Source organism: Vibrio sp. DNB22_10_4, assembly GCF_052879755.1.
In genome coordinates this window covers 104,862-131,689 of the sequence record NZ_JBNNXW010000004.1, presented here as the reverse complement: position 1 = coordinate 131,689, position 26,828 = coordinate 104,862, and the positions used below count along the sequence as shown (strand labels likewise).

Genomic DNA, 26,828 nt, shown 5'->3' with positions numbered 1-26,828 from the left:
AATGATGGAAAAATTAGCTCGTAAGCAAGTTCAACAACTGACGCCTTATTTGTCTGCGCGTCGAATCGGCGGTAGCGGTGATATTTGGCTAAATGCCAATGAATCACCATTCAATAATGAATACAAAACCGACTTTGCTCGCCTTAATCGCTACAGCGAATGTCAGCCAAAGCAGCTTATTGAAGCCTATGCCAATTATGCAGGTGTTAAGCCAGAACAAACGTTAACATCACGTGGCGCCGATGAAGGTATTGAATTGCTGATTCGCGCTTTCTGTGAGCCAGGTGAAGACAGCATTCTCTATTGTCCGCCAACCTATGGCATGTATGCCATCAGTGCAGAAACGATTGGTGTAGAGCGTAAAACCGTACCGTTAACCGCAGATTGGCAGCTTAATCTTCCAGAGATAGAAGCCAAGTTAGATGGCGTTAAGTTGGTGTTCGTTTGTAGCCCAAATAACCCGACCGGCAACTTAGTTAACCGAGAAGATATTGTGTCTCTTCTTGAGATGACAAAAGACAAAGCCATCGTGGTTATGGACGAAGCGTATATTGATTTTTGTCCTGAAGCGTCAACGGTTGACCTTTTGGCTCAATATCCAAACCTAGCGATTCTGCGCACACTGTCTAAAGCGTTTGCGCTAGCGGGTCTTCGCTGCGGTTTCACTTTGGCAAATGAAGAGCTCATCAACGTGCTGCTTAAAGTAATTGCACCTTACCCAGTGCCAATTCCTGTCGCGGAAATTGCCCAGCAAGCGCTCTCTGAACAAGGCCTAGCCCGCGCTAAGTTCCAAGTTTTAGATCTCAATGCCAATCGCGCGTATTTGCAGGCAGGTCTATCAACGATTCCGGGCGTGACGGTATTTGAGGGCTGGGGCAACTACTTGCTGGTCAAATTTGAAAATGGTGATGCGTTGTTTAAAGCAGCATGGGACACCGGCATTATTTTGCGTAATTCACCCATCGAAAATTGTGTGCGCATCAGTGTAGGGAATCGCGACGAGTGTGAAAAAACTCTGGCATTCATCCGCAACCAATTAGAACAAAGTGCCGCATAAGCACTGGTGCAATAGAAAAAGGATTTATAGAGTGAGCAACCAACAGAAAATTTTATTTATTGACCGCGACGGTACGTTAATTGTCGAGCCGCCAGTGGACTTTCAAGTTGACCGTCTAGACAAGTTGAAGCTTGAACCATACGTCATCCCAAGCCTGCTAGCACTGCAAGATGCAGGCTACCGCCTAGTGATGGTGACGAACCAAGATGGCCTAGGCACTGACAGCTACCCGCAAGCCGACTTTGATGCCCCGCATAACATGATGATGGAGATCTTTGAGTCTCAGGGCGTAAAGTTTGATGATGTGCTGATTTGCCCTCACTTTGACGAAGACAACTGCTCGTGCCGCAAGCCTAAACTGGGTCTTGTGAAAGAGTACCTACAAAGCGGCAAAGTGGACTTTAAAACCTCAGCAGTGATTGGCGATCGTCACACCGATCTACAACTTGCTGAAAACATGGCGATTCGCGGTATTCAGTACAACCCTGAAACGATGAGCTGGAAGCAGATCTTAAAAGATCTCACGGTGAAAGCGCGCACAGCTGAAGTGGTAAGAACCACGAAAGAAACCGACATTAAAGTTTTCGTAAACCTCGATGAAGCAGGCGGCAACGAAATTTCTACCGGTATGGGCTTCTTTGATCACATGCTGGATCAAATCGCAACGCACGGTGGCTTCCAGATGAAGTGTCTCGTTAAAGGCGATTTGCACATTGATGATCATCACACCATTGAAGATACGGCACTGGCACTAGGTCAAGCGCTAAAAGAGGCGCTTGGTGATAAACGCGGTATTGGCCGCTTTGGTTTCAGCCTGCCAATGGATGAGTGTCTTGCGCAATGTGGTTTGGATCTTTCAGGCCGCCCTTACCTTAAGTTTGATGCACAGTTCTCTCGTGAGCAAGTGGGTGACCTGTCGACAGAAATGGTGGTGCACTTCTTCCGTTCACTGACAGATACGCTAGCGTGTACGCTGCACCTATCTTCTTCTGGTGACAATGATCACCACATCATTGAAAGCCTCTTTAAAGCGTTTGGTCGCACACTTCGCCAAGCAATTAAAGTGGAAGGCAATGAGCTACCAAGTAGTAAAGGAGTCTTGTAATGACCACCCAAAATGTTGTCATTATCGATACAGGCTGCGCTAATGTTTCTTCGGTGAAGTTCGCGATTGAGCGTCTTGGCTATCAAGTGGTTATCTCTAAAGAGCCAGAAGTGGTTTTAGCCGCAGACAAACTGTTTCTACCAGGTGTTGGCACGGCTAGTGAAGCGATGAAAAATCTAGAAGAGCGGAACCTCATCGAGCTAGTTAAGCAGGTTGAAAAGCCCGTGCTTGGGATTTGTCTTGGGATGCAGCTACTTGGTAAGCTTTCTCAAGAGAAAGGCCAAAAGGCAGATGAGCTTGTTGAGTGTCTAGGTCTATGTGAAGGTGAAGTAAGACGTTTAGAAACGGGTGATTTGCCACTACCTCACATGGGCTGGAATACCGTGAAAGCGGCTCCAGGCAATCCACTTTTTGCCGGAATTGAAGAGGGTGAGTACTTCTATTTTGTACACAGCTTCGGTATGCCAGTGGGCGACTACACAATTGCAGAGTGTGACTACGGGAAGCCGTTTAGCGCAGCAATTCAAAGCGGTAATTACTATGGCGTGCAGTTCCACCCGGAGCGCTCTTCGAAAGCGGGTTCAAAGCTGATTCAGAACTTCTTAGAACTGGTATAACCGCCGTTTTGCCAAGCTCGAGCTAGGCACTAAATAGAACAGACACATTATCGCCTCACAAGGTAGTGGGGCAGAAGGATTGAAACGTGATTATTCCTGCATTAGACCTTATTGAAGGACAAGTAGTACGTCTTTACCAAGGCGACTATGGTCAAGTGACCGAGTACAAAGTGGATCCTGTTGATCAGTTCAACTTGTACCACCAAGCTGGTGCAAACTGGCTGCACCTTGTTGATCTGACAGGGGCTAAAGATACGACGGCACGCCAGCTCGATCTTATCGCTAAATTGCTCGCGGGTACGCCGGCTAACATTCAAATTGGCGGCGGCGTTCGCAGTGAACAAGATGTAGTAGACCTGCTAGAAGCGGGTGCACAGCGTGTCGTGGTTGGCTCTACGGCCGTTAAGCAGCCTGAGCTAGTAAAAGGCTGGATGGAAAAATACGGCGCTGAGCGTATTGTGCTTGCGCTGGATATTAATATCGATGAGAACGGCACTCGAAAAGTAGCGATTTCTGGTTGGCAAGAAGACTCTGGCGTCACCATCGAAGCATTGATTGATGATTACCTAACAGTGGGTCTTAAGCACGTATTGTGCACGGATATTTCTCGTGATGGCACGCTAGCAGGCAGCAATGTTGAGCTGTATGTTGACCTATGTAAGCAATACCCACAGGTTCAATTCCAATCATCGGGTGGCATTGGCAGTCTAGCGGATATTGAAGCGCTGAAAGGCACTGGCGTGTCTGGCGTGATTGTTGGCCGTGCATTATTGGATGGTAAATTTACCGCAGAGGAGGCATTCCAATGCTGGCAAAGCGAATAATTCCTTGTTTGGATGTCCGTGATGGACAAGTGGTTAAAGGTGTTCAATTTCGCAACCACGAGATCATTGGTGACATCGTACCTTTAGCCGCTCGCTATGCGGAAGAGGGTGCTGATGAGCTGGTCTTTTATGACATCACTGCATCTAGTGATGGCCGTGTTGTTGATAAAAGCTGGGTCGCGCGTGTTGCAGAAGTGATTGATATCCCTTTCTGCGTTGCTGGTGGTATTAAATCAGCAGAAGACGCGGCGCGCATTCTTGAGTTTGGTGCAGATAAAGTGTCTATCAACTCACCTGCGCTTGCCAACCCTGAGCTTATCACCGATCTGGCGGATAAGTTTGGCGTGCAGTGTATCGTTGTGGGTATCGACTCGTACTTTGACAAAGAGACGGGTAAGTATCAGGTTTACCAGTTTACGGGCGATGAAGCGCGCACTAAAGCGACCAAATGGGAAACCCGTGATTGGGTGCAGGAAGTGCAAAAGCGCGGTGCAGGTGAAATCGTTCTGAATATGATGAACCAAGATGGCGTCCGCAATGGCTACGATATTGAGCAGCTCAATATGGTGCGCGAAGTGTGTAACGTACCGCTTATCGCATCAGGTGGTGCGGGGGCTATGGAGCACTTTGCCGAAGCCTACCAGAAAACTAACGTTGATGGCGCACTCGCGGCATCGGTATTCCACAAGCAGATCATCAATATTGGTGAGCTAAAGCAGTATTTGAAACAACAAGGTGTGGAGATCAGATTATGAGCCAAACAGCCGCCGATTTAACACAGCGTATCGACTGGGAAAAAGTAGACGGTATGGTTCCAGCGATCGTCCAAGACTTTCAATCTAGCCAAGTATTGATGATGGGTTACATGAACCCTGCCGCGCTTGAAAAAACGTTAGATACCGAACAAGTCACTTTCCTTTCACGTACCAAATCTCGCCTTTGGACTAAAGGTGAAACGTCAGGAAATGTCCTTCAGCTTAAGAACATCTCTTTGGATTGTGACAATGACACCTTACTTGTTAAGGTCGATCCAATCGGTCCTACGTGTCACACCGGTACAACAACGTGCTTTGATGGCGATCCTCAAGAGGAGTCGCAAATGGTGTGGCTTCATCAGCTTGAGCAACTTCTTGCCGCTCGAAAAGATGCGGATCCGGAATCTTCTTATACCGCGAGCCTCTACGCCCGCGGCACCAAACGTATATCGCAAAAAGTGGGCGAAGAAGGTGTTGAAGTCGCGCTTGCGGCAACGTCGGGTGACAAGGATGAACTAGTTTGTGAATCTGCCGATCTTATCTATCACTTGATGGTGCTGTTGCAAGACCAAGGCTTATCGATGAATGATGTAGTGAACAAGCTCAAAGAGCGTCATAAGTAACGATTCATCGCTGCAAAAAAGCCTGCTTGGTATGGTCTATCAAGCAGGCTTTTTTACAACGGCTTACTAGCGATGATTGTAGCTCTTCAAAATTTGACACTCAAACCTAGATTCGTTTGCACCTGATTCATCCAATTTGTATTAAAGGCAATGAAGCAGCTCTGATCTTCAGTAGGAAGATTACAGATGGAAACGGAATCGTTACTTACAACAGTACCTTGCCAGCGGAGCTGTCCGTTGATTGCTAGATTCTTGGTTAGGTAATATTCAACCCCACCAAAAATGCTGGCGGCAAAGCCTGTGTGAGATTTCGTCCACTGGCCTGACGTATGAGAGGCGCCTAATCCTGCACCGATATAAGTCTGAGTACTTTCTCCGATTTGATACTCGGCACTGCTCTGAAACTGAAGGTATTGGATTGTAGTATCAAGGTTTAGGTTATCGAGAGAGGAATCTTGTCTTGAATAAAAAGCACCCATTCTTCCATTTCGAAACGGGAATTCGATAGCCAATGCCAAATTTGCGGAAGGAGAAATATCATAGTTGGTACCGTCTGCGGTCTCAGCTCCGCCACCCAAAGAGTAACCAATAAATGGGGTCACTATGATGGTTGCATTGCAGTGAACGCTAATAAAAACCGCAGTGGTGATGGCGATCACACGAGTCAGTGTTTTGGTGGCTCCAGTAGTAGGGTATGAACGCATTTCTTACTCCTAAACAGAATATCTGTTTTTCAAATCACATTTCTTCTACTAGTTTTAATCATAGTGTGACTCTAACGCCATAATTTTTAGGTGGTTATTTTAAGATTGTAAATGTGTGTCACAATGGTAACTGAAATGTTACAAAAGGAGAGGTTATGGAGTACGATCTAAAGTTAGCACTCACAATCACAACTATTGCGTTTAGTACGATTATTGCTTTTGGTGCTATCGCTATCTTGTCAGTTTAGACAACGATATGGCGAACGCAGGCTTAGTAACCAATGCCCGCACCGTCATCGACTATCAACAATTTGGTAAATATGTAGACGGGAAAACGGCGTTAGTGGCACAAGGTGGAGGTCAACGTGGCATCTTCACATCAGGTGTGCTCGACGCCTTTTTATTGTCTAATTTCGACCCCTTTGATGAGTTTTACGGCACATCAGCAGGGGCCTTAAACATTTGCGCATTCCTTTCCCGTCAAGCTGAGCTTGGTAAGTCATTTATCCTAGATTTAACTACGGATCCTGAGTTTTTTCATTTATTTCGCTTTATGCGTCGCAAGCAATATCTCAACCTTAAATGGGCGCTGGATAAGATTTGTGATTATCCATACAAACTCGATATCGATATGGGGCGACGAGTAGTGGGGCATCGGCGCGCTTTTGCGGCGACCACCGACGTGAATACGTTAAAAGATCATTACCTGCCTATGCTGCAAGAGGATTGGTATCAAGTATTGATGGCCACTAGCGCCATCCCTACATTGTTTGAAGGCACCGTTGCCCATCAAGGAAATGAGTTTATTGATGGAGGAGTCTCGGCTTCCATCCCTGTTCAGCAAGCGTGGCGACAAGAGTGTCGGAGTATTATCGTTATTCGAACCGAGCAGTATGTTACCGAAGAACCCAAGCTTGTAGAGGATGAACCCGTCGCGACAGAATCACCCACTTGGCTAAGAGATTCGTTAAACAACTTGCAGTTGCAATGGCAAGATAAAGTCGATCAGTGGTCAAATGACTGGGGCTCTTTTTTTGAAAGTCGTCAGGCAAAGGCTGACACATTAAAGCACGCTGAGCACCTTAAGCTGATCAATGGTGGACGGTGGCTGTTTGGCGCTGGAGATATCTATCGCCTTAGTCACTTATTTGGAGAACGTTTTGATTCTGGACTTGCCGACATGTTAATGGTGCACTATCAGACGTATTCGCTGACCAGTGAATTTTTAAAGACTCCACCGGATGATTGTTTCATTTGGCAAATAGCGCCTGATCAGCCACTTAAGACATCGTCGCTACTTAGTGATGTCGACGACATTTTACACGACTATCAAGTTGGTTTAGACGCCGGTTTCCGTTTTGTTGAAAGCTATAATTTTGCAAAACGACACAAAGCACTATTTAGTAGCAATACCGATCTCTGGCAACCCCACCAAGCCAGCTAACCTCTTAGAGTATTGACAAATTCGCAAGTTATTAATTGGTGCTAAATAAGTGCCATATAACGTAACAAGTCATTAAAAACAGGTGGTTAATAATCGAACAGTTATACCGCAAACTGTGACAGACCCTATGAGCGTAACTTGATACGTGCCCCAAAGATCCATCTATATGCGTGATATTTGTCACGGCAATCTTATAAACTGCTTCACAATTACTTCGCAAAGTAAAAAAATTAACAGGTTGTTGTTTTTTGGAGTTCAAAATGTACATGGCTCAACCCGGGCACATTGATCATATCAAGCAGATCAATGCTGGTCGTGTGTATAAACTGATAGACCAATTTGGGCCTATTTCGCGTATCGACCTATCTAAATTAAGTGATTTAGCACCTGCTAGTATCACAAAAATTACGCGAGAACTCATTCAAGCACATCTAATTCATGAGACGGCGGTTCAAGAAGCAACCAGCCGAGGCCGCCCTGCGGTTGGTTTACAGACCAATAATCAAGGTTGGCAATTCCTCTCTATGCGTCTAGGTCGTGGTTACCTATCTATTGCGCTGCACGAGCTTGGCGGCGATGTTCTTATTGATACCAAAATTGAAATTCATGAAATGGATCAAGAAGACGTGCTCGCTCGTTTGTTGTATGAGATTGAAGACTTTTTCGAAAGCTACAGCGAGCAGCTCGATCGTGTCACCAGCATCGCGCTTACGCTTCCGGGGTTAGTGAACTCTGACAAGGGCATCGTTCTGCAGATGCCTCATTACAATGTTAAGAACCTTAATGTTGCTGAAGAAATATTCAAAGTAACTGGATTGCCAGTCTTTGTGGCGAACGACACCCGAGCTTGGGCTCTGGCTGAGAACTTATTTGGGCATTCTCAGGACTGTGATAACTCTGTACTGATTTCCATTCACCATGGTCTTGGTGCGGGTATCATCCTAGATGGTCGAGTATTGCAAGGGCGCCACGGTAACATTGGCGAACTAGGTCATATCCAGATTAATCGCCAAGGCAAGGATTGTCATTGTGGCAATACTGGGTGCCTTGAGACGGTCGCGAGCTCTCAGGCAATCCGCGACGAAGTCACTCAGCGACTGGCAAAAGGTGAAGCATCGATACTATCCGAATGCGAAGAGATATCGGTAGAAGCGATTTGCGAAGCGGCAGTAAAAGGTGATGCTCTTGCTATCAATGTGATTGAAAAACTTGGCGAGCACCTTGGCAGTGCGATTGCGATTGTGATTAACCTGTTCAACCCAGAGAAGGTACTGATTGGTGGCGTCATCAACCAAGCCAAAGACATACTTTATCCTGCGATCGAGCGCTGTATTGCCAGTCAAAGTTTGCCGGTTTATACCGAAGATCTTAAATTGGTCGAGTCACGCTTTTATAAGCAAGCGACGATGCCAGGTGCAGCCTTGGTCAAACAAGCCCTATATGATGGCCTGTTGTTAATGAAAGTTATTGAAGGATAACGCTTTTCACACTCTTTGCTGACGGTCATATTTTTGCTTGTTCAGACAGTAAACTTCTTGTGCTTCCTGCCGATAACATGAGATAAGAAATTGTTATAGTTTTTGCCAAGGAAGCCTCATGTCGAGTGTATTGAGTTCTGTTGACCAGCGTACCCAATTGGTGGGTGAAAATAGACTTGAGCTGTTGATGTTCACGCTGAACAGTCGCCAGACTTTTGCTATCAATGTTTTTAAGGTTAAAGAGGTGCTTAAGTTGCCTCCTTTAACTCAGCTTCCTGGTTCACATCCCAGCATCCGTGGTGTCGCCTCCCTTCGTGGTGAATCCCTGCCGGTCATTGATCTGCGTCGTGCCATTGGTTTTCCTACCTTGCAGGAAGAAGCCGTACAAAACCTTATTATCACCGAATACAATCGCACCGTTCAGGGCTTCCTAGTCGGTGAAGTGAAGAATATCGTTAATACCGCTTGGACTGAGATCCAACCGCCGCCACGCACTGTCGGACGTTCTAATTACCTCACCGCTATCACTAAAGTTGAAGAAGCGGATGGCGTGAGTCTGGTTGAAATCATTGATGTTGAAAAAGTTTTGGCTGAGATCATCGACTACGACATTGCCATTTCCGAAGAAACCTTAGATCGCGCTCTATTGCCTCACTTGGCTGGTAAGAAAATATTGATTGTTGATGACTCATCAACGGCTCGTCATCAGGTCAAAGCGACGCTTGCTCAGCTTGGTGTGGAAATCATCGAGTGTTTTGATGGTTTAATGGCACTGAACTTGCTCAAGCAGTGGAGTGATGAAGGTATTGATGTGTGTAGCGAACTTCTGATGATGATCACCGACGCCGAAATGCCAGAAATGGATGGCTACAAACTCACACATGAAGTGAGAAGCGATCCGCGTATGAAAGATCTGTTTATCACTTTAAATACTTCTCTTAGTGGTAGCTTCAACGATGCAATGGTAGAGAAAGTTGGGTGCGATCGTTTCATTTCTAAATTTCAGCCTGACTTGTTGGTAGATGTGGTTCAGCAGCGTATTCGTCGCGATTTATAATTTTGCGTTGCAAAATAATGTACGACATACGGTAAGGTTTGGTCTATAATTAAACGATATCTAATGAGAGTTACTCTTAGATACGCGCAATATAATTTACTATCAGCTAAAGGTTGTTCCATCAGAATGATATGGTTAACGTCGAAGGTCTTAATGACTTTGAGTTTACTCATCTACAAGGAATGGAAGAAAAGACGTACGGAAGCGGCAGTAAAAATGGATGTATAATCCAAGCGATTTAAAAAAGCGGGAACGTCGGTTCCCGCTTTTGTATTTTTGCTTTCAGTAAAAAGTGCAGGATTAGTGAAACTCACGAGACTGTACTTTCAGCTCACTTAACTGCTCTGTCATGTCAATAAGCCGACCTGCAATGACATGCGTTACCTCGCCTTCACGTTCTAATATGCCTTTCACCTTGAGGATCTTTGAGGTGAGATAAGCTTGCTTTTGTGCCCTAGCGGTGGCTTGCCATACTACGACGTTAATATTCCCAGTGTCGTCTTCTAATGTGAAGAAGGTGACTCCAGCTGCCGTTCCCGGAGATTGCTTACCTGTGACCATACCCACTACCGTGACCAGGGATTGATGCTCTTTAGTTATCAACTCTGTCATTCGGGTGAAGCGACCAAGTTTGCCTGCTTCATCGAGCAGGGCAATAGGGTGCTTGTTAAGTGATACATTCATGGATGAAAAATCTTCAAGCATATCTTCAATGGCAGAAGGCTTGTAAGGTAACGGATCCGCAGCTGCTGATGGTGCTTGAGCACTGTGCTGAAAGAGTGGCAAATCATCTAAGTTGTCCATCATTGCCCAGCGTGTGGCGTAGCGATCTCCTGAAATACACTGGAGAGCATTGGCTGAGGCCAGAGTTTCCAGTTCACGTCGATTGAGCCCTAGTTGCTTGATTTGCGTTGGGGTTCGAAAGCCCTCTGGTGGCCTATGCTGCAGAAGCTTTTGAATGCTCTGCTCACTTAATCCATTGACCTGCCTAAACCCCAACTGAAGTGTTAGCCCTTTGGCATTTTTTCTTAGATAGTGATGATACGTCGAGCGATTGACACAGACAGGCGCGATATCGACCTGATGTCGTTTAGCGTCTTGAATCAATTGTGAAGCGCTATAGAAGCCCATAGGAAGGCTATTCAGCAGTGAGGTGTAAAAGGCCTCAGGATAGTAATACTTCAGCCAAGCACTGCAGTAGGCCAGCACTGCAAATGACGCAGAATGACTTTCTGGAAAGCCATACTCACCAAAGCCACAGATCTGATCAAACAACCGCTCGGCAAAGTCGATTTGATAGCCGTTTTTCTGCATGCCGTCGATTAATTTATGGCGAAATTTGGCCAAGTTACCATTCTTCTTCCAGGCTGCCATCGCGCGGCGCAGCTTATCAGCCTCACCACCGGTAAACCCTGCTGCGACCATCGCCAGTTTGATGACTTGCTCTTGGAAAATCGGCACGCCTAATGTGCGTGAGAGTACGGCTTTTACTTCTTCTGAGGGATAAGAGACGGGCTCTTCACCATTACGACGTTTAAGAAACGGATGCACCATATCACCCTGAATGGGACCCGGCCTAACGATGGCAATTTGAATGACAAGATCGTAATAGGTTGCCGGTTTTAGACGTGGCAACATGCTCATTTGCGCGCGAGATTCAATCTGAAACACGCCCACAGTATCAGCACGTTGCAGCATGCCGTAGACATTGGGGTCGTCTTGAAGTCGCGTAATGTCGGCGATGCTCAGCTTTCGCCCATAATGCTTTTCAACCAATTGAAAACATTTACGAATCGCTGTGAGCATCCCTAAAGCGAGCACATCGACTTTAAGTAGCCCTAAGCTTTCCAAGTCATCTTTATCCCACTGAATGACGGTGCGCTCAGCCATTGCAGCGTTCTCTACCGGCACAAGCTCGTACAAAGGGCCTGAGGCAATCACAAAGCCACCGACATGTTGAGATAAATGTCTAGGGAAGCCTGTGATGTCGTTGACGAGCTCAATAAATTGCTGCCCTTTTAGGGAGTCCGGCTTTAGTCCGAGTTCGACCAATTGCGCTTGCCACCCTTGTGTGCGGTCGCGGCGGTTGATGTTTTTGATAAAGTAATCAAGCTGAGTCTCACTAACGCCTAGCGCTTTACCCACATCGCGTACCGCACTTTTAAAGCGGTAAGAGATCACCGTAGCCGCTAGCGCTGCGCGTTCACGACCATATTTTTGATAGATATATTGAATCACTTCTTCGCGACGTTCGTGTTCAAAGTCGACATCAATATCAGGCGGTTCATTGCGTTCTTTACTAATAAAGCGCTCAAAAAGTACCGAGATCTGTCTTGGATCGACAGAGGTAATTTCGAGACAATAACAGACCACCGAGTTAGCCGCAGAGCCACGACCTTGATAAAGGATCCCTTGTCGCTTAGCGAACATGACGATGTCATGAATGGTCAAAAAATAGAAAGGGTACTTAAGATCCTCAATAAGAAATAACTCTTTCTCGATCGTTTGCTCAACCTCCGCAGACACCCCTTCAGGGAAGCGCAGTCGTTTACCGTGCTCGACCAGCTCTCTTAAATAGCCCATTGGTGTTTTGCCATTGGGGATCAGCTCGCTAGGGTATTCATATTGGAGCTCTTTTAAGTTGAACTTACATAGGCTGGCAATGTAGATACTCTCTTCTAGCCATTCTTCACGATACAGCTTAATCAGCTTGGCCTTAGGACGTAAGCTGCGCTCAGTATTTACCAGTAAGTGACCACATACTTTATCGATAGACGTGTTGAGCTTAATAGCGGTTAAGGTGTGCTGTAGTGGCAAGCGTGTTGCGGTGTGCATCAATACACCACCACAGGCAGTGATAGGGCGCTGCAGTTCTACGGCCAGTGATTCACAATGAGTAAGGTATTTATGCTCATGAGAATTAAGGTGACGCTGTACACCAATCCAAAGCCTATGGGCGTGGTATTGCTCAAGCCAGCGTCCCCATCTGAGGTCGCACTCATCACCACAAGGCAGCCAAATGACCAGACAGTGACGCAGCGACATTACGTCCCATTCCGAGAGTTGGTAGTCGCCTTTCTCACAGCGACGCCTTGCGTTAGTAATGATACGGCACAGCTCAGCGTACGCCTCGCGACTTGGGCATAGCAACAGAAATTGGCACTCACTATTGAGCCAAAACATGCTGCCGACAATCTGCTTAATCGATAAGTCGTGCTGCTTAATGGCTGTGTGAGCGCGCACCACTCCGGCAACTGAACATTCATCGGTTATTGCGATGGCGCTGTATTGTAAAAAATCGGCCTGAAGCACCAGCTCCTCAGCATGGGAGGCGCCGGTAAGAAAGGAAAAATTGCTCTGACAAAAAAGCTCAGCGTACTTCATGGTTAACGGTCTACTGATCAACGAATTAAGGATTAACTAAATTGCCCGTGGATGAACCACTGTTTGTCTTCGGTGCGAAACACCCACAGCCATTGGTCTTGCTCGCTGCGTGCCACATAGTAATCACGCTTTACTGGGTTGCCATCCCACCAGCCGCTGACAATACGCTCAGGGCCAACGACGATACTGACTTTTTGCTCCAGTGGCATTGGCGAGCTAAACAGCAGACTTGGACGCAGCTTAATAGGTAAGTGAGCATTTACCTTAGGCGAGTCCGTCGCGGTTGGGGCGCTCGGTTGGGTTGCGTATTCAGGTCTTGGATCGTCGGTGAGCTTCAATGAGGTGACACTGTGTTGCCCAAGCTTTGCTTGTAGTGTGGAGATAAGCTCTAGCGCCGTTTGACGACCTTTTACTCCGCTAAACAGATCGTGTTCATGCACTTGCACTTCATCGGCACGTACTATGCTCAGAGTTAACCCACTCACCGCACCGTCTAATTGAATATTTTCTAAAGTAAGAGCTGATAAGGCCTGCCATTTTTCGGCAAGATAGTCCCCTTGCGCCGAGTGAAAGCTCACCGATTTATCACCGTGATCACGTTGATGCAGCGTCAGTGACAGTTCAAATGCGACCTTGTCTCTTAGCTTAAGAAACACTTCCAATTGCCGGAACAAGCGTGTTAAGGGTTTCTGCAACCAGTCGATGTTCTCGATATCAAACAACAGCTCCAAGTACTGACGAAAATGTTCTGGCGGATGATAGAAATCAACGGGATGTTTAAATTGCCCAGTAAGTCTGCCGGTATAATTGACTAAGTCGATATCAAAGCGCTTGGCAATGTCAGGGAGTGGCAGCCCGAGTAGATCTTGGATGGTTTGGATTCCTACGCGCTGCAATTTTTCGACTTGCTTGGTTGGCAGCTCAGAGCAAGTCAGTGGATAGCGTGCGAGCGACTCATTGAGCTTATCTCGGTTGGATTCTACCCAGTTTCGGCCTTGTTTTGCCATGAGCATCGCCGCATAGGGCGAAACGCCAGTTGAGTAGTGCGTTTGTACCTCTAAATGCGCGAGGTGCGTCTGTAGAGCGTTCCAATAGTTCTCAATACCGTCGTAAAGTGACAGCATATTGGTGACTTTAAGCAGTAGGCCATTGGGAGGACACAGACAGATATCCGACGTGATCATATAGAGCCACTGCGCAATGTCTTGCAGGCGGCGAGCTTCAACATCGCTGTCATAAGGGTGCACTTGTAGATCTTGGCAAAGCGCAGCGGCGCTACCAAGCCCCATCCCTAATGTAACGCCTTGTTCCAATGCGTGCGTATTGGCTTGTACAACACTATGCCGACGACCATCGACAATAGCGACGGCGAGCGCTTCTTGTTGTTTATCCGTCGCATCAGGCTGCGCCTGTTTAAATGACGCGAACAAAGTATCGAGCTGTAAGGTCGGAAAATGTAGGTATAACCACAACAACATCGATTATCCTTGCTGACGCATTGGGAACGCGACCACAGTTGAGGAGCTAGATTGATGAGTACGAGTAAGTTCTGGCCAGCGGTCATGCATATTAATCACGAATTGGTCGCGTACAAATCCGCCCTTACGCTTCGTAATGGAGACCGACAGTCCCATATCGTGAGGTGCGAGAGTCAGACTGAGCGATACGGGTAAAGAAAATACCTGTGAGTCACCTTGATTGAGTTCCGGCTTAAACAGAAACTGCAGACAGTGGCCAATATCACTTGCCACTTGAAGACGCTTCGCTTGATGGATTTCAATCCCGCTATGCCATAGACAAACGCCGCAACATGCGCCACTTTTTAAGCATTGCTCTGCAGCCCAAAGCGCGTGTTGAGGAGAGTCTGGATAGATCAAAAGTACTTGCGACGGAGCGATGCCCTGAGCATAAAGATACTCGGCACACAAATAGCCCGGTGGATTAATCAGTACGAACAGTCGTTGTGCCGCGTGTTTTTGTACATAAGGCATCAATAATCTAAGCTCGCCAATACCTTGCTGTGATTGGATATCAATAACGCCAGAAGTAGGAAAGCCCCCACCAAGGCGTTGGTCGAGTTCGGGAAAGCCGGTTGCTTGATACTCACCGGGAGAGTCAACTCGATTTCCTTTCCAAATCAGTTGCTTGCTTTGTAAATCACTAATCAATTCATGCATAATAAAATACCTGTATATACATACAGTATATAAGAATTCATCGTCGCCGCAAGCCTTGATGAAGAGACAATGACACTGTTTGATTACAGAGCGAGCAGAAACAAAAGGTTAGTGACAAATAAGAAATAAGAGTGAACAAAAAAACAGTGTAAACAGTAGAGCAAATATTTTAATCTCAACCTATGGCGACCGTTTATGGCCGAATGTAGCGGAGAAGTAGAACGTGGAGAAAGCTGGCGTGTTCAATCAACAAAAAAAATACTCGCTGATAGTACAAGGTGGCGGACAGAAAGGTGCATTTGCCTCTGGTGTCCTAGATAAGTTTATCGATGCCGATTTCGATCCATTCTCACTCTACATTGGCACCTCGGCAGGGGCATTGAATGTCTCTTCGTTTGTTGCGAAACAGCGCGGAATAGGCCTGGATTTTATCCTCAACTACACCACCCGTGAGCGCTTTTTCGATATGAACAAGTTCTTGCAAAAGCAGCAGCCGATGGACTTGGATTGGGCATTTGAATTCGTTAATAGCGGCGAGTTTCCTCTCGATTTGGAAAGAGGAAAGCAAAATCTAGGTGATGAGCGTGTTGCACTTGCTTGTATTACCGATGTAGAAGAGCTTAAAGATTACTACTATCCCATTTTTGCTGACAATTGGTTTGATGTGCTGCGCGCAACCTGTGCGATCCCAATGCTCTATTATCATGATATTGAATTTGATGGTAAAAAGTGGGTGGATGGCGGCGTATCGGCGACGATTCCAGTAGAAGAGTCCTATCGTCGTGGCATTAATAATATGGTCGTGATCAGCACCATTCCAGAGCCAAAACAGCCCGTCACATCCATGTCACCGGTACGCGAATCACTGGAAAAGTGGAAAAAAGAGCTAGAAGCTGGTCTTGAGACGCATATTCGCCATCTTAAAGTGTCTGGCACCAAGGAGAAGCTGACTGACTTTCAAAAGCAGTTTTCGGATAAGGTTGCCAATATGAAAGCCGACTATCAGCGCCTAACCGAGTCTCGACTGGCGTCTTATCGAGAGCAATATCAATTGATGGCAGGGGAAAAACTGAATCTAAAGCAATGGATCCAAGATAACGAAAAACTGGCTCAGTTGATCGATATTCAGAACAAACGCACCCCGTTTAGTCGCAGTAGTACTAGTCACCTTGATATGTTGGTTTCACACTATGCTAACCATGCTGAAGTCGAGCAGTTTTTATTATCCCCGCCGGAAGATGTCAATCTTTGGCACATTCAACCAAAACACGAACTCTCTTCGAAAGGGCTGTTGAGCCAAAAAGACCAAATATTGGAAGACTACGAACACGGCAGTGCTGTTGCTGCCGACTTTTTAGCACAGCATCATTTCACTCGCTCATAACGAACTCAGGCCGCCGTTGAATTGGATAGTAACCAAAACTAGTGAAAATTGAACGGCGATCCAAATACTTAACGTTACTCATATGATTTTAGTTGAGTATTTGTTTGCTGCGGCTTGGGTCACAGATATTCTTTTTCGCTTCTCATACACTCGCGATAAATTTCGAACGAGCATTAATTTGCTCGTTCGAGCGTTGTTGTTATATCGCTCAATAATGAGGTAGCTATGTTCGGAATATTTAAGCCCAAGGCACATATCGAACGTTTAGCGGGCGCCCAAGTCGACCGCACCTATTCACGTCTAAGATGGCAGTTGTTTCTCGGTATATTTGTTGGTTACGCCGGTTACTACCTAGTCCGTAAAAACTTTAGCTTGGCCATGCCATATTTGATCGACCAAGGGTATAGCCGTGGTGATCTTGGTGTGGCGTTGGCGGCCGTATCGATTGCCTACGGACTTTCTAAGTTTCTTATGGGCAGCGTATCAGATCGCTCAAATCCGAGATATTTCTTGAGTGCTGGCTTGTTGATGTCGGCGATCGTGATGTTCTGTTTCGGCTTTATGCCCTGGGCGACGGGCAGCATCACTGCCATGTTTATTCTGTTGTTCCTCAATGGCTGGTTTCAAGGCATGGGGTGGCCTGCTTGCGGGCGTACTATGGTGCACTGGTGGTCACGCAAAGAGCGGGGTGAAATCGTCTCGGTGTGGAATGTGGCGCATAATGTAGGCGGTGGATTAATTGGCCCACTGTTTATTCTTGGCCTATGGGCGTTTAACGATGACTGGCGCACCGCTTTTTATGTTCCTGCTTTTTTTGCCGCTCTCGTTGCTGTCTTTATCTGGTTTACCTTGCGTGATACGCCGCAGTCATGTGGCTTGCCGCCTATTGAAGAGTACAAGCAAGACTACCCGGATGACTATGACAATTCACACGAGAAGGAGATGACGGCGAAAGAAATCTTCTTTAAATATGTATTTTCTAACAAGCTTTTGTGGTCGATAGCGATTGCCAACGCCTTTGTCTATTTGATTCGCTACGGAGTGCTCGACTGGGCTCCGGTTTACCTGAAAGAAGCCAAAGACTTCTCGGTGGACAAATCATCTTGGGCGTATTTTTTGTATGAGTGGGCGGGTATCCCAGGAACACTTTTGTGTGGTTGGATATCGGATAAACTATTTAAAGGCCGACGTGCTCCAGCGGGCATCTTATTCATGGCACTCGTCACCGTTGCAGTCATGGTTTACTGGTTTAACCCAGCAGGAAATCCAGCGGTAGATATGATGGCGCTTGTTGCGATTGGATTTTTGATTTATGGCCCAGTAATGCTCATTGGTCTTTATGCTCTAGAACTGGCACCTAAAAAGGCAGCAGGCACGGCAGCAGGCCTGACAGGGCTATTCGGTTATCTAGGTGGCGCAGTGGCAGCCAATGCCGTGCTTGGTTATACCGTGGATCACTTCGGGTGGGATGGTGGTTTCATCTTGCTGATTGGCTCGTGCGTTGTTTCCATCATCTGCTTAACGTACGCATTATTGGGCGAAAAAGCGCACCATGAGGCTAAGCTTAAGGAGTCGCAGCAACAGGATGCAAAACTGGAAGAAAAACAGGCGCTGTCATAAGACTAAAAAGGAGTTTTGATGAAAACCAATACGTTTATTGTCTCTGCCGCTGCGCTTTGTTTCTCGATAAGCGCGGTGGCGAAACCTTTGGTGATCGCCCATCGAGGCGCATCAGGCTATTTGCCCGAGCATACGTTAGAAGCCAAGGCGCTCGCTTATGCGATGAAACCGGACTATATCGAACAAGACGTCGTGATGACCAAGGATGATCGTTTAGTGGTATTGCATGATCACTATTTAGATCGTGTCACCGATGTGGCCACTCGTTTTCCGGATCGGGCAAGAAGTGATGGGCGCTATTACGCGATAGACTTTACTCTGGCCGAGATCAAAACCTTGCGGGTTACAGAAGGTTTTAAGATTGATGAGCAAGGTAACAAAGTTGCGGGTTATCCGGATCGATTTCCAATGTGGAAGTCAGACTTTACCGTGCCAACGCTTGAAGAAGAAATTGAGCTGATTCAAGGGCTCAATAAAACCTTGGGCTACGACATTGGCATCTATCCTGAGATCAAAGCACCTTGGTTTCATCGCTATGAGGGTAAAGATATCTCAATAGCGGTGCTCAATGTACTCAAGCAATACGGTTATGACTCAGTCGACGACAAGGTGTACTTGCAGTGCTTTGATGCGTTAGAGCTTAAACGTATCAATGATCAATTACTTCCGAAGATGAACATGGATCTGAAACTGGTGCAGCTCATTGCTTACACCAACTGGAACGAAACCATGGTTTATCAAGGTGATGTGAAGCAGCCCTATAGCTATGATTGGATGTTCGAACCCGATGGGATGGAGCAGGTAGCCATTTATGCTGATGGGATTGGCCCTTGGAAGCCTATGCTGGTGGACTCGTCATCAACACGCGATAACATCATTGTTAAGCCATTGATGGCGAGTGCGAAAAAGGCCGGCTTAGAGGTGCATCCCTATACCTTTCGAGCCGATAAAGGACGTATTCCCGCCTATGCAAAAGACTTTAATGACATGATGGACATTTTCTATCATCAAGTGAAAGTCGATGGTTTGTTTACCGACTTTCCTGATAAAGCGGTAGAGTTTCTAAACCGCCATTGAGTGAGTTGGAAATGTAAGATCAAATGATGATAAAAAAGCGGTGCACCCGATGTCTCTTACTAGAGATAACTATGAGGTGCACCGCTTTTTCAGTTTATATTGGTCTTGGCTATTGGGAGTTAGCGCTTAGGCTGTGCGTCAATACACTGACCGTTGACATTCGTTACGCTTGGATCCATAAGGTGCAGATAAAGCGGCATAATATCCAGTGGCGTTTTCAGTGTGTTGGCATCCTCGCCAGGGTAGGCTTTTTCACGCATACGAGTACGTGTCGCACCAGGGTTAATCGCATTGACGCGAACAGCGGTATCGCTTAGTTCGTCAGCCAGGATTTGCATCATACCTTCGACCGCGAACTTGGAGATTGCATAGGTACCCCAGAACGCACGGCCTGAATGGCCAACGGTTGAAGAGGTAAAGACGATGCGAGCCGCGTCTGCTTTTTTCAGAATTGGTAGCAAAGCCTGCGTCATCAGAAATTCCGCCTTGACGTTGATTTGCATAACGTCATCAAACGTCTCTTCATCGATTTGGTCGAATGGGCTCAGCGTGCCAAGTACGCCAGCGTTGTGCAGAACGCCATCGAGTTGACCGAATTGACTTTCAATCGTTTCTGCCATATCGACATAGTTTTGTTTGGTTGCGCCTTTTAAATCGAGCGGGATGATAGCGGGTTGAGGGCAGCCACGCTTCTCGATTTCATCGTAAACCAACTCTAGGTTGTTAACGTTGCGGCCTAGCAAAATTACCGTGGCGCCATGTTCTGCATAGCTTAATGCGGCCTGGCGACCAATACCGGCACCCGCGCCGGTAACCAAAATCACTTTGCCTTGCAAAGCGTTAGGAGCGGTTGAATATTCCACGTGACACTTCCTTGGGTATAATTCTTGTTGGTAATCGTGACAAGTTGGTTACAATACACTAATTCGTCGTACAGGGGATAAGACATTGGAATTTTTATTAGACTACGGATTATTTTTAGCCAAGATCGTGACAGTGGTCGTCGCGATTGTGGCATTAATCATTGTTGCCAAATCAGTGGGTGGGCGTTCAGGCGCCGCGAAGGGCGAGCTTGAGGTTACTAACCTTACCGAGCAGCGTAAACACACCGTTGAACATCTAGAGCATCACCTTCACGATGACGCGTTCCTTAAAGCACGTAACAAAGCGGAAAAGAAAGCGCAAAAAGAGAAAGACAAGCAGCGTGAAAAAGAGGTGAAGAAAGCCGCAAAAGATGGCGAGCTTGAAAGCCAACGCGAACCGCATCTGTTTGTACTGGACTTTGTTGGCAGTATTGATGCCAAAGAAGTGGCTTCGCTACGTGAAGAAGTGAGTGCTATTTTGGCGGTTGCTAAAGAGGGTGATGAAGTACTGGTGCGCCTTGAGTCTGGTGGCGGTATGGTTCATGCCTACGGTTTAGCATCTTCTCAGCTCGATCGCATCAAAGCGGCGAATCTGCCACTGACCATTGCGGTGGATAAAGTGGCGGCGAGTGGTGGCTATATGATGGCTTGTATTGCCGATAAAATTGTCTCAGCACCGTTTGCGGTTGTTGGTTCTATTGGCGTGATTGCTCAACTACCAAACTTTAATAAGCTTCTGAAAAAGAATGATATTGAGTTTGAACAGCTAACCGCAGGTGAGTACAAGCGTACACTGACTATGTTTGGTGAAAACACCGATAAGGCGCGAGATAAATTTAAGCAGGAGCTGGAAGAGACTCACGGTTTGTTCAAAGACTTCATTCGTGAGCACAGACCTGAACTTGATCTTGATAAAGTGGCGACTGGCGAACACTGGTTCGGTACTCAAGCTAAAGAGCTTGGCCTTGTTGATGAGATCAAAGCATCAGATGACATCGTAATCGAAGCGTGCAAAGACAAAACCGTATTGGCTATTTCTTATGTTCAAAAGAAAAAGCTTACCGATAAGCTATCGGGTGTCGCGGGCGATGCGGCTGATAATGTACTGATGAAGCTGATTAACCGAGGTCAACGCCCGATTGTCTAACTAAGGCATGGCAGTACAATTGGTTAGCAATTGAAAGCGAGAATGAAAAACAGCGACGATGACGTCGCTGTTTTTGTTTGTGCTCTGAAATGAACGTGTTCTGGGGTTATCGTGTGTAGTTAGCATCCAAGCTGACAAACCAACGCGCCAGCTGTCCATTGCCTTTATCTGCCCATACATCGTTATGAAATTGATGAACACGACCACGCAGTGAAATATGGATTGTTTGACCGCCAGTGACCGTGACTTTAGCAAATTGATCTGAAGTGACCAAGAACGGCGCTTTCTCATCAACAGGGCGCTCTCCGGCGACAATGAAGTAGGCGAACTTGCTGTTGGCATCAGGATCGGTGGATAACACACGATAAGCCTGAACCGTAAACTCATCACTGAGTGTAACGATATTGGTTTGAGGACCAAGACGTTCATGGTTGGGAATGAAAACCCAGGCGAGTAGGGCGATAAGAGCAGCAAGTAGTGCTGTCACAGATAAAAATATTTTCTTCATACTAATCGTAAATGAGTGAACCTAGTTGTTACCTTCGCCTTTATATCACGTATACTTAAGCTCAGGCCGAAAAAATTAAGCGGATTACTGCAAGGCAGTAATCCGCTTAGGCTCAGGTCACGTCCTAAGGGGAATAAGGGGTTACCTGATTCGTTAAATACTGGCGTTATATGGCTCCCGTTTAGGGCATGTCGCCAATATTTCTCGTCGGCCTGAATCTTTCACTTCTTCCAAAATCACGTCAAAGCCCCACAAACGGTATAAGTGTTTCAACACCTCTTCGTGCCCCTTATCGAGAGGAATGCGGTTATGTGGAACGTGCTGTAAAGTGAGAGAACGGTCACCTCGAACATCGACATTGTAAACTTGGATGTTCGGCTCTAAGTTGCTTAAGTTGTATTGTGCAGCGAGTTTTTCTCGAATCTGTCGATAGCCCATTTCGTCATGAATCGCGGACACTTCAACGAAGTTTTTACGATCATCATCAAGTATCGAGAAGAACTTAAACTCACGCATCAAACGAGGTGATAGGTACTGGCTAATAAAACTCTCGTCTTTGAAGTTGTGCATCGCAAAGTGCACCGCCTCTAACCAGTCGCTTCCTGCGAGCTCTGGGAACCACTCTTTGTCTTCGTCAGTCGGATCTTCACAAATACGTTTAATGTCCTGGAACATGGCAAAGCCAAGCGCATAAGGGTTAATACCGCTAAAGTATGGACTGTTGTACGCAGGTTGTGCGACAACACTTGTGTGGCTATGCAGAAACTCTAGGATGAACTTATCCGAAACCAAACCTTCATCGTAGAGATGATTCAAAATGGTGTAATGCCAGAATGTCGCCCAGCCTTCGTTCATCACTTGGGTCTGCTTTTGTGGATAGAAGTATTGGCTTACCTTACGCACAATGCGTACGATTTCTCGTTGCCAAGGCTCCAGTAATGGTGCATTTTTTTCAATGAAATAGAGAATGTTTTCTTGAGGCTCTGAAGGGAAGCGTACCTTCTGTGTTTCCTCTTTGGTGCGATTTTTAGGTACGGTTTTCCAAAGCTCATTGACCTGAGATTGCAAGTAGGATTCGCGCTCTTCTTGACGGGCTTTCTCTTCCGCGATGGAGATCTTCTCAGGTCGCTTATAACGATCCACGCCAAAATTCATCAGAGCGTGACAAGAATCGAGAGTCTGTTCTACCTCTTCAACGCCATACTTTTGCTCGCAATCTGCAATGTACTTTTTGGCAAACAGCAAGTAGTCGATGATCGAACTGGCATCTGTCCAGGTTTGGAACAAGTAATTGCCTTTAAAGAATGAGTTATGCCCATAACAAGCGTGTGCCATAACGAGCGCTTGCATAGTGACCGAGTTTTCTTCCATTAGGTAGGCTATACAAGGGTCTGAGTTAATGACGATTTCATACGCCAGACCCATTTGACCGTGTTTGTAGCCTTGTTCGGTTTGGATAAACTTCTTACCAAACGACCAGTGATTGTAGTTAATGGGCATGCCTATGCTGGAATAGGCATCCATCATTTGCTCCGAGGTGATAACCTCGATTTGATTTGGATAGGTGTCCAATCTGTAATGCTTAGCAACACGTTTGATCTCAACGTGATAACGCTCAAGCATATCAAAGGTCCAATCTGGACCATCGGGCAGCACCTTAGAATTTGTCTTAGTCTCTGTGGTCATAGCACGTCTCCCTATGCTGTCTCTTTTTGAAACAACTCCCTAAACACAGGGAATATGTCGTCTACCGAACGAATATTCTTCATCGCAAAGTTGTCAAAATCATTTTCGAGCTTCTCGTACTCATGCCATAACGTTTGGTGAGTTCGACGAGTGATCTCGATGTATGAATAGTACTGACAAGCTGGCAGCAGTTTGTTGACCAGTAAGTCGCGACAACGCGGTGAATCGTCGGCCCAGTTATCGCCATCGGATGCCTGCGCAGCATAGATGTTCCACTCTCCGGTTGGGTAGCGGTCTTCTACGATTTCTTTCATGAGTTTTAATGCGCTAGAAACGATGGTGCCACCGGTTTCTTGGGAATAGAAAAACTCATGTTCGTCGACTTCTTTGGCTTGAGTATGGTGGCGAATGAACACCACTTCGACGTTTTCATAGGTTCGTGTTAAGAACAAGTACAGCAAGACATAGAAGCGTTTAGCGATGTCTTTTGTTGCTTGATCCATAGAGCCTGATACATCCATCAAACAGAACATAACTGCTTGGCTGGATGGGACAGGACGTTTTTCGTAGTTTTTGAAGCGTAGGTCGAAGGTGTCGATAAACGGCACACTGTCGATTTTTTTGCGAAGCGATGCGATCTCTTCTTTGAGTCGCTTCTCTTCCATGGGTTGAGCAGGCTCGCTGATTTTAATCTCATCAAGCTGCCTGTTGAGCTCATCAAGCATCTTACGCTTGCCAGCGGTCATCGCCGTTCGACGCGCGAGTGATTGCTGTAGTGAGCGCACAATAGCGATATTAGAGGGCATACCCGCTGTTTGGTAACCAGCGCGATGAGTTTTCCACTCTTTGATTTTGTTGATTTGGTTTTTCTTTAGATTAGGCAGAGCGAGATCTTCGAACAAAATATCGAGATATTCGTCTTTCGAAATCTGGAATACAAATTCGTCTTCACCCTCACCATCAGGACTGGCTTCGCCTTGACCCGCACCACCTCCTTGACCGCCTTTAGGTGGACGTTCAATTTTATCACCGGTAATAAATTGGTCGTTACCAGGATGGACGCGCTCTTTTACGCCTCCTTGCCCTTGATGAAAAATAGGCTCGTTGAGGTCTTTGCTTGGAATAGAAACGTCTTCACCCGTTTCCGTGTTCGTGATCGAGCGACGATTGACGGCATCGGTCACTGACTCTTTGATTTTCTGCTTATGTCTGCGCAGAAAACGCTGTCTGTTAACGGCGCTTTTGTTCTTGCCGTTTAAGCGTCTATCAATAAATTGTGCCATGAGTAACTCCCTGTCTTCCCCTCACCATACAGCACCCGAGCACGCGCTCGGGGCTGCAACTTATCAGTCAGGTGGGGCTATGAGGATTTACGAACTCTCAAGTACCACTCAGACAGCAATCTGACTTGCTTCTCGGTGTAGCCTTTTTCCATCATGCGATTGACGAAATCATCGTGTTTGCGCTGGTCTTCTGAAGACGTTTTCGCGTTGAACGAGATAACAGGAAGCAGCTCTTCAGTGTTCGAGAACATTTTCTTCTCGATAACGGTACGTAGCTTCTCATAGCTCGTCCAAACCGGGTTAGAGCCATTGTTATTCGCACGCGCACGTAGCACGAAGTTCACAATCTCATTACGGAAATCTTTCGGGTTACTGATCCCTGCTGTCTTCTCGATCTTCTCTAGCTCTTCGTTAAGAGAAGCACGATCAAATAGCTGGCCTGTTTCTGGATCTCGATACTCTTGGTCTTGGATCCAGAAGTCAGCGTAGGTGACGTAGCGGTCAAAGATGTTTTGGCCGTACTCAGAGTATGACTCTAAGTAAGCGGTCTGAATTTCTTTACCGATGAACTCAACATAGCGAGGTACTAAGTAACCTTTCAAGAACTCAAGGTATTTCTCACCCACTTCTTGTGGGAACTGTTCGCGTTCGATTTGTTGCTCAACGACATAGAACAGGTGAACCGGGTTTGCGGCAACTTCTGTTTGATCGAAGTTGAAGACGCGAGACAAGATCTTAAATGCGAAACGGGTAGAGAGACCGGACATGCCTTCATCCACACCCGCATAGTCGCGGTACTCTTGATAGCTCTTCGCTTTCGGATCGGTATCTTTCAGCGTTTCACCATCATAAACGCGCATTTTCGAGAATAATGATGAGTTTTCTGGCTCTTTCAAGCGAGAAAGGACACTGAACTGACCAAGTAACTCTAAAGTACTTGGTGAGCAAGGTGCTTTAGATAGCTCACTGTTTTCAAGGAGTTTTTGGTAGATTTTGACTTCTTCTGAGACTCGCAAACAATAAGGTACTTTAACGATGTAAACACGGTCTAAGAACGCCTCGTTGTTTTTGTTGTTACGGAACGTCTGCCACTCGGACTCATTCGAGTGAGCGAGGATCATGCCATCAAATGGTAGGGCAGATAGACCTTCGGTACCGTTGTAGTTGCCTTCTTGAGTCGCGGTTAGAAGCGGGTGTAATACTTTGATTGGCGCTTTGAACATCTCAACGAATTCCATCAAGCCTTGGTTGGCTCGACAAAGTGCACCGGAATAACTGTAGGCGTCTGGATCGTCTTGAGAGTAGTGCTCTAGTTGGCGAATATCGACTTTACCAACTAATGCTGAGATATCTTGGTTGTTTTCATCGCCCGGCTCAGTTTTGGCTATGGCGACTTGGTCTAGAATTGATGGTCGTACCTTCACTACTTTAAACTTAGTAATGTCACCACCGAATTCATGTAGACGTTTTGCTGCCCACGGCGACATGATAGAGCGCAAGTAGCGCTTCTCGATGCCATACTCGCTTTTCAGTAGGTCACCGTCTTCGTTTACATCGAATAGACAGAATGGGTGATCACTGACTGGACTGCGTTCTCCGTTTGCAGAAAGCACATAGATTGGCATCTTCTGCATGAGCGCTTTAAGTTTCTCGGCGAGAGATGATTTACCACCACCCACAGGGCCGAGTAAGTATAGAATTTGTTTGCGTTCTTCAAGACCTTGCGCAGCGTGTTTTAGATACGACACAATTTGCTCAATGGCGTCTTCCATGCCATAAAAGTCTTCAAAGGTTTTGTAACGAGAGATAATACGATTTGAGAAGATACGACTTAAGCGTGGATCTTGCGCCGTGTCGATGACTTCAGGCTCGCCGATAGCGAGTAGAAGACGTTCGGCAGCGTTGGCATAAGCACTTTTATCGTCTTTACATAGAGCTAAGAATTCCTGAATTGATAACTCTTCATCTTTTGCGGCTTCATAACGCGTTTGATAATGATCGAAAATACTCATAGCTGATTCCCCTTAACCTGCAA

General features: G+C 46.4%; 23 protein-coding genes. 14 read left to right on the top strand and 9 right to left on the bottom strand.

What is annotated here, in order from left to right; all coding sequences use genetic code 11:
• The first annotated feature begins 4 nt into the window (after positions 1-4).
• From hisC to hisIE, 6 genes are all read left to right on the top strand, one after another.
• Complete coding sequence (hisC, locus tag ACVA6Q_RS13340; RefSeq protein ID WP_446647901.1) at positions 5-1,057, top strand: histidinol-phosphate transaminase; 1,053 nt, start codon at positions 5-7, stop codon at positions 1,055-1,057.
• A 31-nt stretch (positions 1,058-1,088) separates the two neighbouring features.
• Positions 1,089-2,162 carry a bifunctional histidinol-phosphatase/imidazoleglycerol-phosphate dehydratase HisB gene (hisB, locus tag ACVA6Q_RS13335; RefSeq protein WP_446647839.1) on the top strand — a complete coding sequence of 358 codons (1,074 nt, stop codon included), beginning with the start codon at positions 1,089-1,091 and terminating at the stop codon, positions 2,160-2,162.
• Positions 2,162-2,779 (top strand): imidazole glycerol phosphate synthase subunit HisH, encoded by a 618-nt coding sequence (gene hisH, locus ACVA6Q_RS13330; RefSeq protein WP_446647838.1) that lies wholly within the window; start codon positions 2,162-2,164, stop codon positions 2,777-2,779. Before hisB ends, hisH begins: the two co-directional genes overlap by 1 nt.
• 86 nt (positions 2,780-2,865) lie before the next feature.
• On the top strand, positions 2,866-3,603 hold the full coding sequence (hisA, locus tag ACVA6Q_RS13325; RefSeq protein ID WP_418642071.1) for a 1-(5-phosphoribosyl)-5-[(5-phosphoribosylamino)methylideneamino]imidazole-4-carboxamide isomerase: 738 nt from the start codon (positions 2,866-2,868) through the stop codon (positions 3,601-3,603).
• Entirely contained in the window at positions 3,585-4,358 is a 774-nt protein-coding gene (gene hisF / locus ACVA6Q_RS13320; protein WP_042501863.1) for an imidazole glycerol phosphate synthase subunit HisF, read from the top strand. The genes hisA and hisF overlap by 19 nt, the downstream gene beginning before the upstream one ends.
• Positions 4,355-4,981 (top strand): bifunctional phosphoribosyl-AMP cyclohydrolase/phosphoribosyl-ATP diphosphatase HisIE, encoded by a 627-nt coding sequence (gene hisIE / locus ACVA6Q_RS13315; RefSeq protein ID WP_446647837.1) that lies wholly within the window; start codon positions 4,355-4,357, stop codon positions 4,979-4,981. The genes hisF and hisIE overlap by 4 nt, the downstream gene beginning before the upstream one ends.
• Positions 4,982-5,067: 86 nt before the next feature.
• Here the strand turns inward: hisIE and ACVA6Q_RS13310 are convergent, their stop codons facing one another.
• The gene (locus tag ACVA6Q_RS13310; RefSeq protein ID WP_353496588.1) at positions 5,068-5,685 is read right to left on the bottom strand and encodes an outer membrane protein; all 618 of its coding nucleotides are present in this window, start codon (positions 5,683-5,685) and stop codon (positions 5,068-5,070) included.
• A gap of 155 nt (positions 5,686-5,840) precedes the next feature.
• On the opposite strand from ACVA6Q_RS13310, the gene cydH reads away from it, so the two are divergent.
• The 4 genes from cydH (at position 5,841) to ACVA6Q_RS13290 (ending at position 9,664) form a co-directional block, all read left to right on the top strand.
• Complete coding sequence (gene cydH, locus ACVA6Q_RS13305) at positions 5,841-5,933, top strand: cytochrome bd-I oxidase subunit CydH (RefSeq protein WP_112460475.1); 93 nt, start codon at positions 5,841-5,843, stop codon at positions 5,931-5,933.
• Between the two features lie 8 nt (positions 5,934-5,941).
• Entirely contained in the window at positions 5,942-7,129 is a 1,188-nt protein-coding gene (locus tag ACVA6Q_RS13300; RefSeq protein ID WP_418642073.1) for a patatin-like phospholipase family protein, read from the top strand.
• Between the two features lie 260 nt (positions 7,130-7,389).
• Positions 7,390-8,607 carry a sugar metabolism global transcriptional regulator Mlc gene (gene mlc / locus ACVA6Q_RS13295; protein ID WP_353496585.1) on the top strand — a complete coding sequence of 406 codons (1,218 nt, stop codon included), beginning with the start codon at positions 7,390-7,392 and terminating at the stop codon, positions 8,605-8,607.
• A 118-nt stretch (positions 8,608-8,725) separates the two neighbouring features.
• On the top strand, positions 8,726-9,664 hold the full coding sequence (locus tag ACVA6Q_RS13290) for a chemotaxis protein CheV (protein ID WP_353496584.1): 939 nt from the start codon (positions 8,726-8,728) through the stop codon (positions 9,662-9,664).
• 300 nt (positions 9,665-9,964) lie between these two features.
• Here the strand turns inward: ACVA6Q_RS13290 and ACVA6Q_RS13285 are convergent, their stop codons facing one another.
• Genes ACVA6Q_RS13285 through imuA form a run of 3 tightly spaced genes read right to left on the bottom strand, consistent with a single transcriptional unit; the run spans position 9,965 to position 15,225 of the window.
• A complete protein-coding gene (locus ACVA6Q_RS13285; protein ID WP_446647836.1) occupies positions 9,965-13,048 on the bottom strand; it encodes an error-prone DNA polymerase in 3,084 nt (1,027 codons plus the stop codon).
• 32 nt (positions 13,049-13,080) lie between these two features.
• The gene (locus tag ACVA6Q_RS13280) at positions 13,081-14,523 is read right to left on the bottom strand and encodes a Y-family DNA polymerase (RefSeq protein ID WP_446647900.1); all 1,443 of its coding nucleotides are present in this window, start codon (positions 14,521-14,523) and stop codon (positions 13,081-13,083) included.
• A 6-nt stretch (positions 14,524-14,529) separates the two neighbouring features.
• A complete protein-coding gene (gene imuA, locus ACVA6Q_RS13275; RefSeq protein WP_446647835.1) occupies positions 14,530-15,225 on the bottom strand; it encodes a translesion DNA synthesis-associated protein ImuA in 696 nt (231 codons plus the stop codon).
• Positions 15,226-15,463: 238 nt separating this feature from the next.
• Here imuA and ACVA6Q_RS13270 point away from each other — a divergent pair, with 238 nt between their 5' ends.
• The 3 genes from ACVA6Q_RS13270 (at position 15,464) to glpQ (ending at position 19,306) form a co-directional block, all read left to right on the top strand.
• Positions 15,464-16,609, top strand: coding sequence for a patatin-like phospholipase family protein (locus tag ACVA6Q_RS13270; protein ID WP_446647834.1), 1,146 nt, complete (start codon positions 15,464-15,466; stop codon positions 16,607-16,609).
• Between the two features lie 225 nt (positions 16,610-16,834).
• The gene (gene glpT, locus ACVA6Q_RS13265; protein ID WP_418642077.1) at positions 16,835-18,229 is read left to right on the top strand and encodes a glycerol-3-phosphate transporter; all 1,395 of its coding nucleotides are present in this window, start codon (positions 16,835-16,837) and stop codon (positions 18,227-18,229) included.
• Between the two features lie 18 nt (positions 18,230-18,247).
• Positions 18,248-19,306 carry a glycerophosphodiester phosphodiesterase gene (gene glpQ, locus ACVA6Q_RS13260; protein ID WP_353496579.1) on the top strand — a complete coding sequence of 353 codons (1,059 nt, stop codon included), beginning with the start codon at positions 18,248-18,250 and terminating at the stop codon, positions 19,304-19,306.
• A 119-nt stretch (positions 19,307-19,425) separates the two neighbouring features.
• Here glpQ and ACVA6Q_RS13255 read toward each other — a convergent pair whose 3' ends face one another.
• Positions 19,426-20,169, bottom strand: a complete 744-nt coding sequence (locus ACVA6Q_RS13255) for a YciK family oxidoreductase (protein ID WP_446647833.1) — start codon at positions 20,167-20,169, stop codon at positions 19,426-19,428.
• A gap of 85 nt (positions 20,170-20,254) precedes the next feature.
• Between ACVA6Q_RS13255 and sohB the strand changes: the two genes are divergently transcribed.
• Complete coding sequence (gene sohB / locus ACVA6Q_RS13250) at positions 20,255-21,316, top strand: protease SohB (RefSeq protein ID WP_446647832.1); 1,062 nt, start codon at positions 20,255-20,257, stop codon at positions 21,314-21,316.
• A 106-nt stretch (positions 21,317-21,422) separates the two neighbouring features.
• Here sohB and ACVA6Q_RS13245 read toward each other — a convergent pair whose 3' ends face one another.
• From ACVA6Q_RS13245 to ACVA6Q_RS13230, 4 genes are all read right to left on the bottom strand, one after another.
• A complete protein-coding gene (locus ACVA6Q_RS13245; RefSeq protein WP_446647831.1) occupies positions 21,423-21,824 on the bottom strand; it encodes a hypothetical protein in 402 nt (133 codons plus the stop codon).
• A gap of 153 nt (positions 21,825-21,977) precedes the next feature.
• On the bottom strand, positions 21,978-23,510 hold the full coding sequence (locus tag ACVA6Q_RS13240) for a SpoVR family protein (RefSeq protein WP_446647830.1): 1,533 nt from the start codon (positions 23,508-23,510) through the stop codon (positions 21,978-21,980).
• Positions 23,511-23,521: 11 nt separating this feature from the next.
• Positions 23,522-24,793, bottom strand: coding sequence for a YeaH/YhbH family protein (locus tag ACVA6Q_RS13235; protein ID WP_353496575.1), 1,272 nt, complete (start codon positions 24,791-24,793; stop codon positions 23,522-23,524).
• 77 nt (positions 24,794-24,870) lie between these two features.
• A complete protein-coding gene (locus ACVA6Q_RS13230; RefSeq protein WP_353496574.1) occupies positions 24,871-26,805 on the bottom strand; it encodes a PrkA family serine protein kinase in 1,935 nt (644 codons plus the stop codon).
• Positions 26,806-26,828: the final 23 nt, after the last annotated feature.